The sequence below is a fragment of the Pseudomonas sp. Irchel 3F3 genome, from assembly GCF_900187545.1.
In the GTDB taxonomy this organism is placed as follows: Bacteria; Pseudomonadota; Gammaproteobacteria; order Pseudomonadales; family Pseudomonadaceae; genus Aquipseudomonas; species Aquipseudomonas fortuita.
In genome coordinates, this window is the sequence record NZ_FYDS01000006.1 from 353,599 (window position 1) to 367,550 (window position 13,952).

At 54.5% G+C, this 13,952-nt stretch carries 14 protein-coding genes; 6 read left to right on the forward strand and 8 right to left on the reverse strand.

Annotation, left to right across the window (positions count from 1 at the left end):
• Positions 1 to 6: 6 nt before the first annotated feature.
• The 3 genes from CKW35_RS15350 to CKW35_RS15360 all read right to left on the reverse strand — a co-directional run bounded on the left by CKW35_RS15350 (position 7) and on the right by CKW35_RS15360 (position 2,449).
• Positions 7 to 282, reverse strand: coding sequence for a metal/formaldehyde-sensitive transcriptional repressor (locus tag CKW35_RS15350; RefSeq protein WP_095116307.1), 276 nt, complete (start codon positions 280 to 282; stop codon positions 7 to 9).
• An 80-nt stretch (positions 283 to 362) separates the two neighbouring features.
• Positions 363 to 1,772 carry a heavy metal sensor histidine kinase gene (locus tag CKW35_RS15355; protein ID WP_095116308.1) on the reverse strand — a complete coding sequence of 470 codons (1,410 nt, stop codon included), beginning with the start codon at positions 1,770 to 1,772 and terminating at the stop codon, positions 363 to 365.
• Complete coding sequence (locus tag CKW35_RS15360; RefSeq protein WP_060519766.1) at positions 1,772 to 2,449, reverse strand: heavy metal response regulator transcription factor; 678 nt, start codon at positions 2,447 to 2,449, stop codon at positions 1,772 to 1,774. The genes CKW35_RS15355 and CKW35_RS15360 overlap by 1 nt, the downstream gene beginning before the upstream one ends.
• 165 nt (positions 2,450 to 2,614) lie before the next feature.
• On the opposite strand from CKW35_RS15360, the gene CKW35_RS15365 reads away from it, so the two are divergent.
• The 6 genes from CKW35_RS15365 to CKW35_RS15390 all read left to right on the forward strand — a co-directional run bounded on the left by CKW35_RS15365 (position 2,615) and on the right by CKW35_RS15390 (position 7,681).
• The gene (locus CKW35_RS15365; protein ID WP_060519770.1) at positions 2,615 to 2,821 is read left to right on the forward strand and encodes a co-regulatory protein PtrA N-terminal domain-containing protein; all 207 of its coding nucleotides are present in this window, start codon (positions 2,615 to 2,617) and stop codon (positions 2,819 to 2,821) included.
• A gap of 181 nt (positions 2,822 to 3,002) precedes the next feature.
• On the forward strand, positions 3,003 to 5,000 hold the full coding sequence (locus CKW35_RS15370; RefSeq protein ID WP_095116310.1) for a copper resistance system multicopper oxidase: 1,998 nt from the start codon (positions 3,003 to 3,005) through the stop codon (positions 4,998 to 5,000).
• Between the two features lie 14 nt (positions 5,001 to 5,014).
• The gene (locus CKW35_RS15375) at positions 5,015 to 5,338 is read left to right on the forward strand and encodes a hypothetical protein (protein WP_095116312.1); all 324 of its coding nucleotides are present in this window, start codon (positions 5,015 to 5,017) and stop codon (positions 5,336 to 5,338) included.
• On the forward strand, positions 5,328 to 6,443 hold the full coding sequence (locus CKW35_RS15380) for a copper resistance protein B (protein ID WP_095116314.1): 1,116 nt from the start codon (positions 5,328 to 5,330) through the stop codon (positions 6,441 to 6,443). Before CKW35_RS15375 ends, CKW35_RS15380 begins: the two co-directional genes overlap by 11 nt.
• A gap of 10 nt (positions 6,444 to 6,453) precedes the next feature.
• Positions 6,454 to 7,236, forward strand: coding sequence for a cytochrome c (locus CKW35_RS15385; RefSeq protein WP_095116316.1), 783 nt, complete (start codon positions 6,454 to 6,456; stop codon positions 7,234 to 7,236).
• Entirely contained in the window at positions 7,226 to 7,681 is a 456-nt protein-coding gene (locus CKW35_RS15390; protein WP_177434965.1) for a DUF411 domain-containing protein, read from the forward strand. The genes CKW35_RS15385 and CKW35_RS15390 overlap by 11 nt, the downstream gene beginning before the upstream one ends.
• 115 nt (positions 7,682 to 7,796) lie before the next feature.
• On the opposite strand, the gene CKW35_RS28600 is transcribed toward CKW35_RS15390, so the two are convergent.
• The 5 genes from CKW35_RS28600 to CKW35_RS15420 form a co-directional block, all read right to left on the reverse strand.
• Complete coding sequence (locus CKW35_RS28600; RefSeq protein WP_269803271.1) at positions 7,797 to 8,069, reverse strand: hypothetical protein; 273 nt, start codon at positions 8,067 to 8,069, stop codon at positions 7,797 to 7,799.
• Between the two features lie 200 nt (positions 8,070 to 8,269).
• On the reverse strand, positions 8,270 to 8,917 hold the full coding sequence (locus CKW35_RS15405) for a hypothetical protein (RefSeq protein WP_095116318.1): 648 nt from the start codon (positions 8,915 to 8,917) through the stop codon (positions 8,270 to 8,272).
• A gap of 197 nt (positions 8,918 to 9,114) precedes the next feature.
• Complete coding sequence (locus tag CKW35_RS15410) at positions 9,115 to 10,458, reverse strand: transposase (protein WP_095116320.1); 1,344 nt, start codon at positions 10,456 to 10,458, stop codon at positions 9,115 to 9,117.
• 2 nt (positions 10,459 to 10,460) lie between these two features.
• The gene (locus tag CKW35_RS28605; protein ID WP_232893800.1) at positions 10,461 to 12,461 is read right to left on the reverse strand and encodes a transposase; all 2,001 of its coding nucleotides are present in this window, start codon (positions 12,459 to 12,461) and stop codon (positions 10,461 to 10,463) included.
• Positions 12,458 to 13,417 carry a hypothetical protein gene (locus CKW35_RS15420; protein WP_232894454.1) on the reverse strand — a complete coding sequence of 320 codons (960 nt, stop codon included), beginning with the start codon at positions 13,415 to 13,417 and terminating at the stop codon, positions 12,458 to 12,460. The genes CKW35_RS28605 and CKW35_RS15420 overlap by 4 nt, the downstream gene beginning before the upstream one ends.
• Positions 13,418 to 13,952: the final 535 nt, after the last annotated feature.

Sequence of the window (13,952 nt, forward strand, 5' to 3'; positions counted from 1 at the left end):
CGTTTCTCACTTTGAATATCGGCGTATTGCTTCAAGAAGCTCTTCAAGACCTTGTGCTCGTTCCTGGTCAGTCAGGCCAGCCTTCGCTACATGTTCCCGAGCATGGTCCTCGATGATTTCGTCAAGCAGTCCGTTTATCGCCCCACGGGTTGCGGCAACCAAATGCAGGGTCTTTGCGCAATCGGCTTCGCCATCCAACGCACGTTCGATTGCTTGGACCTGTCCAGCGATACGTTTCACGCGCTTGAGCAGTTCATCCTTCGCCGCCTTTGTGTGAGCCATACCATACCCCCCTACCCTATAGTGGGGCGCATGATGAAGATTCGGATCTGAGAAAGCAACGGCCCGTTCAACTTACACGACTAGCTGCACATGCTTCGAGGCGATGAGCTTTCCTGGTCGATTGGGAAGCTGAGATGGAATTCAGTTGTGCCATTCGCTGAATCACACCACACCCGGCCCTTATGGGCTAAGACAATGGAACGCGTAATCGCAAGGCCCAAACCAACATTGGTAGGGGTTCCCTCCCGCCTGGCAGGGTCGGCCCGATAAAAGCGGTCGAAGATTTTTCCGATATGTTGGGGATCGATGGTGACTCCGCTGTTACGTACGGATAGCGTCACGGTTTCAGGTGTTTGCTCGATCTGCACTGATATCTCGTTGCCTTCCGGGGTGTAGCGCAACGCGTTCGATAAAAGGTTGGAAAGCGCTCGGTCAATCATCAGGCGATCGCCACGAACCTCGCCACGACCTTTGAGGGTCAGCTGAATGCCACGGTCCTCAGCCAGGAACTGGTAGTACTCAAACAGCTTGGATACGAGCTCGGAGAGTTCCACATCGATCTGCTCGGGCACGATCAGACCGTTATCCGCCTTGGCGAGGAACAGCATGTCGTCGATCATGCGCGACATGCGCTTGAGGTCTTCCAGGTTCGAATAGAGGTTTTCCTCATAAGCATCCAAGTCACGCTTCTTGGTGAGCACCACTTCGGTATGGGTCAGAAGGTTGCTGACTGGCGTTCTCAACTCGTGAGCGATATCGGCAGAGAAGTTGGACAACCGAACGAATGCATCCTCCAACCGTCCCAGCATCCCGTTGAAAGACAGGATGAGCTCCTGAAGCTCCAGCGGTACGGGCTCCAGCGGAATGCGTTCGCGGAGTGATCTTGCCGACATCCCGGTCGCCACTTTGGTGATTTGCCCAACAGGCCGAAGCCCACTCTTGGCCACGACCCAGCCCAAGCCTGCGCTCACAATCGCGCTGATCACCAGGCCAATTCCGAACCACCATTGTAGGGTGACAAAGAAGTGGGCATGAGTGGTGACATCGAGCATCAGCACGGCCGTCACCGGTTCCGGCTCGCCTGCAATGGTCAGCTGGGCGGTAATGCCGCGAAAGTTCTGCGATTCATCCTGCCATTCCCAGACCGCACCCCGGTGCGCCTGCTCGAATCGCTGAGGAATTTGGGAGGCTTTGGGGTCTGAAAAAAGGACCGTACCATCAGCCTTGGTGATTTTCGCCGACAAATCCTGATGTGCGCCGAGCAATGCCCGCAGCTGCTGCTCCTGATCGTCGAGCCCGCCTCGCGCTGCTGAGATGGACAGGATATGACGCGTTGACTCCAGCTTTTCGGAAAGCGCCTGCTCATCCAGCATCCGGAAATGGTGCTGACTGAGCCCGTAGAAAGCCACCCCGGCAACCACCAGGACAGCAGTCACCGCGAACATGAACATCAGGGTCAGTCGCTTGACGAGCGATGATTGCGGGCGCATCACTCCGGCACATCCATCATGTAGCCCATGCCTCGGGCGGTATGGATGAGCTTTGGCGCGAAGTCGTCATCAATCTTGGCCCGCAGTCGGCGAATCGCGACCTCGATCACGTTGGTGTCACTGTCGAAGTTCATGTCCCAGACCTGAGAAGCGATCAGCGACTTGGGGAGCACCTCGCCGCGTCGGCGCATGAGCAGCTCCAGCAGGGAAAACTCCTTTGCGGTAAGGTCGATCCGCTTGCCGTTTCGCGTAGCTCGACGCTTGAGCAGGTCTACCTCAAGGTCTGCCATCTTCATGGTGGTTTGAGCAGCACCACCGTTGCCTCTGCGCAACAACGTGCGAACCCGAGCCAGCAGCTCCGAGAACGCAAAGGGCTTCACCAGGTAATCATCAGCGCCCAGTTCCAAACCTTTCACGCGGTCGTCTACGCCGTCTCGGGCCGTCAAGAAAAGGACCGGCACATCCTGACCCGCCGCACGGATCTTGCGCAGGACATCCCAGCCATCGAGCCCCGGCATCATCACGTCGAGGATCAGCAAGTCATACGCTTCGCTCTGTGCCTGTTGCAGGGCGTCAGTGCCTGTCATCACCCGGTCAACGGTGAAGCCAGCTTCTGTCAGGCCTTGCTGGAGGTAGACACCGGTTTTCGGCTCATCTTCGGCTACGAGTAATTTCATCTGCTCTCATCCACGCGGGGTGCATCTCCAGTTTGCAGGAAAAAAGACGCCCAACCAGAAGCTGACGGAAAAGTAATGTCGAGATCAGTTTTCTGACAGCACCGCGAAGCTAACTTGACCCTGTACCTGACGCCATGAGGCGCAGAACCCACTGAGGATCTCCAGATGAACATGGTCAAAGCAATTGTGATGGTCGTTACCTTCGGCATGGCAGGCATCGCCCTAGCAGAGGGCGGCGCGGACCGGACCTTTGCGCGGATGGAAGCGGCTCGCCAAAGCTCCATGCAGGCATTCCAAGTTGCGCAGGAGAAGAAAGAGCAGGCGCCAGTTGCCGCCCAGTCCAGCAAGCATGCCGGCCACGAAAGCTGCTGATCCGAGCTTACAGAAATGTAATCACCCCGGAATCTGAACTATGGCAGTTTCAGACTACGGCCTCTCATCAGCCTCGCGCAGTGACGAAAGTCTACGAGACTGGTGAGAGCTCCAATGAACCCAAGGGCTGCCCCATCGAGCAGCCTGGATATCAGCGATCTACCTGACTGGACGCAACGGCATGCAAAGCAAAACCACGAGACGATCTTTCGTCAAAGGCCTGGCCGCTACCGGACTTCTGGGTGGGCTCGGCATGTGGCGCGCGCCGGTCTGGGCCGTGACCAGCCCTGGCCAACCGAACGTGCTGAGCGGCACGGACTTCGATCTGTATATCGGCGAACTCCCCGTCAATATCACGGGTGCAGCTCGCACGGCCATGGCCATCAACGGCTCGGTGCCAGGGCCGATACTGCGATGGCGCGAAGGCGACACCGTGACGCTGCGCGTACGCAACCGGCTGAAACAGGACACCTCCATTCACTGGCACGGCATCATCCTGCCCGCCAACATGGACGGTGTGCCGGGCTTGAGCTTCCACGGCATCGCTCCCGATGGCATGTACGAATACAAGTTCAAGGTCCACCAGAACGGCACTTACTGGTATCACAGCCACTCAGGCTTCCAAGAGCAGTCCGGGGTCTATGGGGCGTTGGTGATCGATGCCAAGGATCCGGAGCCGTTTGTGTACGACCGTGATTACGTCGTCATGCTCAGCGATTGGACGGATGAAGACCCGGCGCGGGTGCTCTCCAAACTCAAGAAGCAATCTGACTACTACAACTTCCACAAGCGCACAGTTAGCGACTTCGTTGACGATGTGAGCGAAAAAGGCTGGTCGGCCGCTGTAGCGGATCGGAAGATGTGGGCTGAAATGAAGATGAGCCCCACCGACCTCGCTGACGTGAGCGGGTATACCTACACCTACCTCATGAACGGCCAGGCTCCGAACGGTAACTGGACGGGTATCTTCAAGCCCGGCGAGAAGATCCGCCTGCGCTTTATCAACGGCTCGGCCATGACCTATTTCGATGTCCGGATTCCTGGGCTCAAGATGACGGTTGTGGCTGCCGACGGCCAGTACGTCAAACCCGTATCGGTCGATGAGTTCCGGATTGCAGTTGCCGAAACCTACGATGTCATCGTCGAACCTGAAAACGAGCAGGCCTATACGATCTTCGCGCAATCCATGGACCGTACCGGGTACTCCCGAGGCACCCTGGCAGTTCGTGAAGGCTTGCAAGCGCCCGTGCCGGAGGTAGATCCACGCCCGATTATCGCCATGAGCGATATGGGCATGGACCACGGCAGCATGGGCGGAATGGATCACGGCGGCATGGCTGGCATGGACCAGGGGAACATGGCCGGCATGGATCACAGCAAGATGGCTGGGATGGATCATGGCAGCATGGCCAGCATGGCCAGCATGGCCAGCATGGCCAGCATGGCCAGCATGGACCACAGCAAGATGGCTGGGATGGACCATGGCAGCATGGCCGGCATGGACCATGGCAGCATGGCCGGCATGGACCATGGCAGCATGGCCGGCATGGACCACAGCAAGATGGCTGGAATGGACCATAGCAACATGGCCGGCATGGATCACAGCACGATGGCTGGGATGAGTCATGAGGGCATGGCCGGCATGAGCGGTGCAATGCAGAGCCATCCGGCTTCCGAGACCAACAACCCGTTGGTCGATATGCAGACCATGTCGCCGACCCCGAAGCTGAACGATCCGGGAATTGGCCTGCGCAACAACGGACGCCGAGTGCTGACCTACGCCGATTTGCGGAGCACCTTCATCGATCCCGATGGTCGAGAGCCTGGACGCACAATCGAACTACACCTTACCGGCCACATGGAGAAGTTCGCGTGGTCGTTCGACGGTATCAAATTCTCCGACGCTGAACCGCTGCGGTTGAAATATGGCGAGCGTCTCCGCATCACCTTGGTCAACGACACCATGATGACTCACCCCATCCATCTCCACGGTATGTGGAGTGATCTGGAGGACGAGAACGGCAACTTCATGGTTCGCAAGCACACCATCGACATGCCACCTGGCTCAAAACGAAGCTATCGCGTCACCGCAGATGCCTTGGGACGTTGGGCCTATCACTGTCACCTACTGTTCCACATGGAAATGGGCATGTTCCGAGAAGTCCGTGTGGACGAATGAACTGGAGATTTGAAATGAGCAAACCAATGAAACGAAGCGCCTTTTTCCTCTCCGCTGCGATGGTCGGCATGTTGGCTGTTTATGCCCCGTCGTCGTGGTCTAGCGACAACCATGATCAGCATTCCCAGAAATCCACCGAGGCCGGTAAAACCAAAGGTTCGCAGGACAAGCAGGGTCAGGGGATGAACCATGAAGGCATGGACCATGGGTCCATGGAAGGTATGGACCACGGCTCGATGAAGAGGATGGACCATGGCTCGATGGAAGGCATGGACCACGACAAAATGATGGAATCGCATGGCAGCGACAAAGCTAAGGCAGGGAAAGATGGTCAATAGCTTTGGGCGGCCTTCGCTGTTGGCCCTGACTGTTTCAATTGGCATGCTGGGCGTAACGCCCAGCTTCGCCGCTGAAGAAATGGATCACTCGGGCATGGATCATTCGAAAATGGGGCACGGTTCCATGCAAATGGATGCTGCTCCGTCCGAATCGATGCCGGCGATGGATCACAGCAAGATGCGGGGGAGCAAACAGCAGAAACAGCCTGCCCCTGTTGATCACAGCCAGATGGGTCATGCTCAAAGCCAGAGCAAATCCAGGCCGGTGGACCATAGCAAGATGGACCACAGCAAAATGGGCCATGGAAACATGAAGGGCATGGATCACGGTTCGATGAAGGGCATGGACCATTCCCAGATGAATCATGGTTCAGCGACTTCTCCGACCACAACGAGCCGCACGCCGATTCCAGTGCTCACTGATGCCGATCGCGAGGCAGCCTTTCCCCCTTTGGGTGGCCACCAGGTGCACGACAGCGGAATCAACAGCTTCTTCCTGTTGGACCAGCTCGAATACCAGGACGCCGACGAAGGCAGCACGCTGGCCTGGGACGCTTCGGGCTGGGTAGGCGGCGACATCAATCGACTCTGGGTTCGCTCGGAAGGCGAGCGCACCAATGGAGTAACCGAAGACGCTGAGCTGCAACTGCTATACGGGCGCTCGGTCAGTCCTTGGTGGGACGTGGTCGCCGGGGTCCGTCAGGATTTCAAACCGGAATCACCGCAGACCTGGGCAGCCTTTGGTATTCAGGGCATGGCCTTGTATGACTTCGAGGCCGAAGCTACGGCGTTCATCGGCGAGAACGGCCAGACTGCTGCGCGTCTTGAGGGCGAATACGACATCCTGCTGACCAATCGCTTGATTTTGCAGCCCACGGCTGAGGCGAACTTCTATGGCAAGAACGATCCTGAGCGCGGTGTTGGCTCGGGTCTGGCCAATACCGAAGTCGGTCTGCGTCTACGGTATGAAATTGTCCGCCAGTTTGCCCCGTACATAGGCGTTACCTGGAGTCGCTCCTACGGCAACACCGCTGACTTCATCCGAGACGAGGGTGGAGATGTTAATGAGGCACGCTTCGTTGCCGGTATCAGGATGTGGTTCTGAGAATTCCAACATGAAAAGAACAATTACAACGCTGCTTGTGGCCGGTGCTGTCGGAAGTGCTGCGGTACTGGGCACGGCGTATTTCGGCTTGGTGAATGTCGGCGCCGATGATCCTCACTTCCCGGCTGTCCATTCGTTTCTCGCCATGGCTCGCGACCGGTCGATTGAGGTTCGAGCGCGAGACATTGAAGTGCCTGACCTGAAGGACGCCGCATTGATCAAGGCAGGCGCAGGCAACTACAACGCCATGTGCATTGGGTGCCACCTCGCCCCTGGCGTTGGGAAGACAGAACTTAGCCAAGCGCTATACCCGTCGCCACCTGACCTCACCAAGGTGGGTGTCGGAGACGATCCGGCTGCCGCATTCTGGACGATCAAGCACGGCATCAAAGCCACCGGCATGCCCGCTTGGGGCAAGAGCATGGGTGACGAGTACATCTGGGGAATCGTCGCGTTCCTGGATCAACTTCCACAGATGAATCCCGAGCAGTACAAGGCTTTGGTGGCCACGAGCGGTGGACACCAGCACGGCGGCGGTGAAAGCGATATGCATAACCATGAAGGCCAGCACGGCGAGAGCGGGCATGCCGAGCATGGCGATCACGACGAAGCGGCAGACGACGATCATGCCCAGGCAGCTCACGACCATGAAGCTGCACCCGCAGGCGCCGCCCAAGCGGCAGATCATCACGGTGACCACAATGCGGCCGAAGCCCATTCGGACGCCCACCCGAAATCGTCAACAAAGATGCATGTTCACAAAGACGGTAAGGAGCACACTCATGCCAACTAACCGGATACTCGTTCGGCTAGCCGCTATCGCTGGGCTGCTGGTGGCCTCGGCGGCCTACGCCGCCGAGCCATTGTCCATCGACGTCCACCGAGATGCGAACTGTGGTTGCTGCAAGAAGTGGATCGCGCACCTGGAAGCCAATGGTTTCAAAGTGACCGACCATGTTGAGACGGACATGAGCGCAGTGAAACAGAAGCTGGGCGTAGCGCCACGGTTGGCGTCCTGCCACACAGCCGTGATTGATGGAAAGTTTGTTGAAGGTCACGTGCCAGCTGAGCAGATTCGAGATTTCAAGGAGCGGAACGATCTGGTCGGGATCGCCGTGCCAGGAATGCCAGCTGGATCCCCAGGCATGGAGGTTGATGGCGTAAGCCATGCCTATCAGGTTATTGGTTTGACCAAAAACGGCGAGGACCTAGTAGTCGCCAACTATCCAGCCAAATAACGAACCAACGATGAGGACGGCAGTATGCTGACTGCCGTCCCATATATCCCCGCTAGAAAGCTTCATCAGCTCAACACGACGACACAGAGGGCCTGCAAAGCGTAGCTAATCAGATTCACAGCGCTCGCGGACAGGCTTGAGTACGATATCGCCGTTGATAAGCTTGATGGAGAGTCTGTCGCCCGTCGTGACCCCGAACCCGGTGAATTTCAGCCAGGCATGAAAATCCAGTCCCAGGGAAAAAGCGGATCTTCTCGCGGGTCGCCAGCTCTACCTGTGCAACACCGGCAAGCTCATAGGCAATCTGAACAGCCGAGTTCGCAGCTCCCGCAACGACAACACGCTGGCCGGCAAAGGCCTCAGGTATTCGATAAGCTGAGCTATGCAGACAGCGTACTGAAAAAAGTTCTCCAGCCTAGGAATATCAGGCATGAAAGGACGGCTGAAGCCCCCTGATGCCACCATCACAGCACGCGCAGGGAAAGTCGCTCCGTTGGCGGTGCGAATCTATAATGCATTGTCCTTCTGTACGACCGCCACCATACGGTTGCTGCAGCGGCCACCAGCTTTCTAAACCTACAGGGAGCGCTACACGGGCTTATCTTCTTTTTCCAGACGACTGACCATAGGAGAAAGCGAGATAACGGCTCGCAAGCCCTCATGATCGCCATCAGACCATGCCAGATCCTGTAAATCGTTGAGCGCGCCCTGCGTTGGAATTGACTGAAGAGCTTGCGTCGTCGGGTGGTACACGAAGGCGTAGAGACCTTTCTCAATCGCCCTGGAGACATGGCGGTGCCAATTAAAATTGCCGCCATCTGTCATCGTGTCCGCTGCCAGAAAGATGTCGTAGTACTGAACGATGTAGTTGAAAAGCACCTTCTGCGAAATATCGCGAAGAGCTAGGGAATGACGCCTATTCGCCGATCTCCAGACCAAGTTGCGCGCAAGGAGTCGGTTACTGACTCCTGGGACACACACGAGCGTGACCTTATCGTAAAAGGCTACTGATAACTCAATATCATCGACCAGGGCGATTTCGAACTCATTCTTTGCCGGTCCGAGCCGATGGTCAACTCGAACCAAACGATACCGAGGGTCAGCCCTAAGACCTGCTTGCTCATTGATCTCGCGCATCCCATCAGCCGCTGTGAGCGCGGTGTAGAAAGCAGAATTGTCAGCTGTGCCCGTAAGAAACGCTGAGAGAGCACTACGCTTTTGAGCTGAAAGGGACATATCGCCTTCTCTGTGAGAGCTATCGTCAGTGACCGACAAGCTATCCGGTGACCTAGGATTCCACAATCGTTCGAGGGGGATAGAACCTGCTTTGCCCCAAAGCTCCCCACCGGGGAGCCAGGTGATCAAGCACTACCTCTGGGCTTGATCACCCGAACACGGCAAATGGCTGGCCACCCTATAGTTGGTGGAATCCCTCAGCGCGTTTGCCGCTTCGCAGGCTGTTGACTCCTGCATTCATATTCGAAGTACAGTTTTCTCTGTTCCTCCTCAGTCAGCTTTGCTGCAGGCGGCCTCCGAGAGCTCTTGCTAGGCCTTCTGTCACTAGGCTCAACAATTTGCGCCTTCGCGGCGCGCTCTGCGGCGTTGAGGGCAGAATCGAAGATCGTTTCGGCCACCTGTCTATCTCGCTCGGCAATGGCCATCTGTGCAACGCTACTCGTATAAGCCGTCGGCAGATCAAACGGGCACCACAAATCGGGGCGAGACTTCTGCAATCGTCGTTCGCCTAATGCCAAATTATGGAGAGCTTGGACATCGCCCGCATTGGCGGAAAACTCCGCAGAACGAAAGGCGCTACCGAGGTCATCCATTTCAATCCAGGCTCGACCAGATTTTCGACTTTCGATGTATGCCTGCTTCAGTAGATGCACCGCGATCCGTTTAATCCCGAATGTGTATCTATGGAGCTCTGCGGCGAAATCTCTTCCTCGGGTGCGGATATGGCCGCCGCTGACCCTGACGCACTCATTTGCATATGCCTTCCAGTCCTTACTGCCAACCTCGTCGGGCAGCATGATCCGAGGTTCGGGGAGTAAACGCTGCTTGTCCTCATTGTTGCGTTTGAAGAGCTTATGCCCAAGACTGAAGTTCGATACGAAAACTGCTGGCGGGCCTATTCGCATCAATGTCAGCAAAATAGTAACAATCCTCGCTATACCTAAACCTAAACTGATGTGCTGAGTTTCATCGAGCAACAGCAATGAAACTATATCCCTGTATGCACGGCGCCGACACTCAAGCAGTAGCCTGTCAAAATTACCACTTTTGCGATCTGAGCCTCCAAACAAAAACCACAAGAGCAAGCTCTTGCCGCTTTCCTTTCCTTCCGCACTTGCGTACCAGTAGGATTCTAGATTGAGTGCCCCGTCAAAGTATGGCGAATGAAACTGAGATGGCGCCGGCATTACTTTTTTCAAAGCATCAATTGTTCGACTCTTACCCAATCCCGCCAAACCCGTTAGGCATATTGGTACAACCTCCGTTATGGGAGGAGTATAAATCTTCGCTTGGTGCTCGGCCTCACTTGGACAAACATAGCAGTGATGCATAAACGCTCGGCTAACCATTTCATGTATAAAATCCAGGGAAAATTGATTAGGTATGAACGATTGCTGCAACGCATCGGCTAGCAATGTTGCCGCCAAAAATGGCTCCGCGCTAGATAGCGAAGAAACGGGATCAGGCTTCACAGTAATCGCTTTCCGGACAAATTCATTATCCATAGCGAAAATGAAGCGTTCTTGCAGTGATCCGTTCATCTCTACTTCCCTCGGCTTCTATCGAAATCCGATTTATCACGCTTTGAAGCTTCGCTTTTTGTCGGCTTTCCCTTTATACGCTTAACTGCCTGCCAATCCTCTCCGGTTTCATGCTTGAAAGCGTCCCGCTGGACCTGCTGCAACGCCGCTCTCTGCTCCATTAATTTAGCGACTTCAGCGCGCCTGAGACCATCAATTTCTTGTAGCTTACGCAAGGAAATATTTCTTTCTCCCTCAAGGGTTCTAATAGTGCTTACCATATCAAGCTCGTACAAAACACCGTTTAAATCAAGCCAAATATGGCGAACACACATGGTAAGCACGTAGACACTTGTTTGTATCACTGAGTCTTTTGATACTCGGTCAAAAACCCCTGTAGCTTCAAGTTCGGGCGACCTGTATTTTCGGCCATAAAAATACACGGCGTCTTGCTTGATGGTTGCAGGATGCTGAGCTAGGAAGGATCTAACGGCAGTTTCGAACTGCATCCCGATAGATGAATCACGCCCGCGTCCACTCCAATAGTTCCAAACCCCGATAGGAGTGGCCTTTACTCCCGCCAGAATCAGGGCCTCCTCCATTCTACCGGTAGCATCAGACCCTAGATTGTCCTCCAACACCTGCCTGATCTCCCGCCTGGCCATGGTGACGAAATTCAGTTTGCTTTGGACAACTACCGGCTGCTCCAGATCCCTTTTATCCCGAGGGTGCGATGACTCGACAGTCGATTTCGATTGACCCGAAAATACCGGAGTAAGCTCAAGTTCACCAAGCCAGTTAACCTGTGGTTCGATATCATAGTTTGCACCGGGGCCTCTATCAAAGACGACGCTACCGGATAAGCCCTCGCAAGGCCAGTGTTGGGGCGCGATCTCAACGCCAAAAAGCTCACAGAATTTGACCTTATTCAAAGCCATGGAGAATAAACACATCCGGTAGGATTCCATGTTTTCCTTACCTTCGGAAAATCCAATTCCGACGATGGCTCCTGATACACCGCACACTGCGCGAACGACACAAAAGGAATCAACTACACTACCTTCAGTCAGGCCGCTTAATTTCTCGCTAATATAATATCCATCGAATTCAGAAAGCTGATTTACATTAATAAGCTTTTCTGAAAAACTTCCTTTATCACCTGCCCTAGCGCGCGCCTTATTTGCACCTTTCTGCGCGATTTCTCGCTTTCGTACGCTGAAATATTTTCTAATCCAATATTTGATCTGTGCGGGGGACGGGAAAGGAAGGCCCTCGGGATGACGAAAAATGTACTCCCCTGATTTTTCAATTGCACGACACCCAAATTCATTGATCAATATTTCACGTCGAATTCTATCCCAACTATGGGATGGCGATGTAAATCGCACATATCCTGAGCATATTTTCTTCTGCATTTGCAAATCGCAGGGATACCCTGCCTTTTTGCCAAAAGGCGAAGGCCGTCCAAGTTTTACCATTCGATTGGGTCCCATCCTGTCCCACCTACCTGTAGAGTGAGTTCGTGGCATCAACGCCCACTTGTTACGTCCAAACGTAATGTAAGCGTAGAACCACAGACGTAGCCGCGCGGCATTCTGTCTAGGGATGGAGGCATTGGCGCGAGCGTTGATCACGGCGTTGGGGTTCTTGCTGATGAGAATGTTTTGGGCGTCGCGAACTAGATCAGCAATCGCCAGAAAACGACGGTTAACCTTTTCGTCATAAGACTCCTTGGCAGAAACACGGCACTCCTCTAGATGGGATATGGCTACGCCTTCGATACGTTTCAGCCAGGGCGGATACTTTTCTACCACTCCGGTTTCCTGAAGTAATCCGATCTCTAGTGCTTCTTCGAATTGCGTTGAAGTTAAAGTAATCAGAACCGGAACAGGCTCTTTGCCAACGATGAACTCTATTAGCCGAGCCTGGTTGTGTCTTGGGTCATTCACAAGAAAATAGTAAGTAATACCTTTGCAGAGTTCTCCAAATCCTTCGGGTGCGATCAGCTGAGTACCGGTGATCATGATACTTGCTCCGTAAAAAGCGAGTCGTATACCTGCAGCAGATCCTCCCCCTCTGTTTCCAGTGGGTGATCAATGAGGATTGGCTGGAAAAAATTAACCTTCAACCTTCTTTCCCAAATATCCTGATAAAACCGCGCCGTAAACTGGTCTGGAGCACCCCAACGTTTACTAAATTTAGAAATCACCATAAAGGCGGGCTCACCCTTAGCGATGAATTCTTTGACCTCGGCACTGAAGTCGGCCAGCAGTTCAGCGGGGTGGGACAGCGACAAGCCATGCATCGGAAAAATCAGGGCAAGATTGGCCTGTACTGTAGGTGCAATGCTGTCCAAAGACGCTTTCACCGTCCTGATGCCAGCGCTCGCGTAGTAAGCGGCCTCCAGTTCAGCGCGTCCTACCGCGTAATCTCGATCTTTCCGTTGCTGGGCCGGAGTCTTCAGGCTGGACAGACGCCGCTCACCGAAAGCCGCGCCTTGATCCTTGATCGTCCAATTCACAGCGTAAGGGACGCCATTGGCACCCAGGAAATAGAGGAGTAGGTCGCCTTGGTAAGGGAACGGCAGCCTGCGCCAGACACCTCCAACTCGCACTGTTACTTCGAAATGCTTAAACCCGATTTCCTTGGCGATGTCTAATGTCCCACGAACAGACGGCGGGAACCTACCCTTCATAAGCGGATGGCCACTCAGCGGGTGGCGAGCTGCATATGGCGAGAGCATTCGTTGCTCATGCATATCAAACAAGCTTGGAGCGTGCAGAGCGAGCTGAATGAACACACGCTCAGGGTTGGACATCGCATGGATTGCACGATTGAGTTTTCGGCTGTTCAGACGCGAGATACGAGACTTTTTAGGAGCTTCTCGTGGAAGCGCCAACGTCGAAGGGACGTACTGATCGCCCCACTGAAAGTCTCTTTGTCGACTCATGATGAGGGCGAATTGCTGCTGCCTGTTCATGTTTTTCTTCCCTTTGTCATGGGGAAAGCAGCCGCAGCGCTGACTGGGGATAATTTGTCAGGACTGCAGCAAACCCTTGTCAGTCGGGCATCCGCCAGCACCTTGCGCTGTGGATAACGCCAACTTTCTTGTGGATGAACGAAGTCGTGCGGGACTTGACGTCCCACATGCAAGGGATAGACAATGGAAGGGTCAGGGTTCGAAAACTGACTTATCCACAGAGACCCCAGGTCGCACTGGGGTCTTTGTCTACCTGACTTCTAATAGCTCTCTTGGCTAGCTTCTAGATGTCATGTGATCTCCTATCATTTGAAAAATGGCGGTTTGCGTGGATCGCCGGCCGTGATGCTGGCCATTGCGCCGCTTCTGTACAACTGGCAATAGTACCGCTGCATTTTCCCGCCTGACAATAAAAAGTTGGTAACTGGATTAATTACTTGAAGCGGATGCCGTTTGTTTTTTGACCTTGCCCTCATGCAACCTCGAAGCAGGGCTAATATATAATTCTGAGAATTATATAATGAGCTAATGATTA

Bases quoted from the DNA above. Each gene is read 5' to 3' on its own strand.
- CKW35_RS15350 (WP_095116307.1), bottom strand. From the start codon at position 282: ATGGCTCACACAAAGGCGGCGAAGGATGAACTGCTCAAGCGCGTGAAA.
- CKW35_RS15355 (WP_095116308.1), bottom strand. From the start codon at position 1,772: ATGCGCCCGCAATCATCGCTCGTCAAGCGACTGACCCTGATGTTCATG.
- CKW35_RS15360 (WP_060519766.1), bottom strand. From the start codon at position 2,449: ATGAAATTACTCGTAGCCGAAGATGAGCCGAAAACCGGTGTCTACCTC.
- CKW35_RS15365 (WP_060519770.1), top strand. From the start codon at position 2,615: ATGAACATGGTCAAAGCAATTGTGATGGTCGTTACCTTCGGCATGGCA.
- CKW35_RS15370 (WP_095116310.1), top strand. From the start codon at position 3,003: ATGCAAAGCAAAACCACGAGACGATCTTTCGTCAAAGGCCTGGCCGCT.
- CKW35_RS15375 (WP_095116312.1), top strand. From the start codon at position 5,015: ATGAGCAAACCAATGAAACGAAGCGCCTTTTTCCTCTCCGCTGCGATG.
- CKW35_RS15380 (WP_095116314.1), top strand. From the start codon at position 5,328: ATGGTCAATAGCTTTGGGCGGCCTTCGCTGTTGGCCCTGACTGTTTCA.
- CKW35_RS15385 (WP_095116316.1), top strand. From the start codon at position 6,454: ATGAAAAGAACAATTACAACGCTGCTTGTGGCCGGTGCTGTCGGAAGT.
- CKW35_RS15390 (WP_177434965.1), top strand. From the start codon at position 7,226: ATGCCAACTAACCGGATACTCGTTCGGCTAGCCGCTATCGCTGGGCTG.
- CKW35_RS15405 (WP_095116318.1), bottom strand. From the start codon at position 8,917: ATGTCCCTTTCAGCTCAAAAGCGTAGTGCTCTCTCAGCGTTTCTTACG.
- CKW35_RS15410 (WP_095116320.1), bottom strand. From the start codon at position 10,458: ATGAACGGATCACTGCAAGAACGCTTCATTTTCGCTATGGATAATGAA.
- CKW35_RS28605 (WP_232893800.1), bottom strand. From the start codon at position 12,461: ATGATCACCGGTACTCAGCTGATCGCACCCGAAGGATTTGGAGAACTC.
- CKW35_RS15420 (WP_232894454.1), bottom strand. From the start codon at position 13,417: ATGAACAGGCAGCAGCAATTCGCCCTCATCATGAGTCGACAAAGAGAC.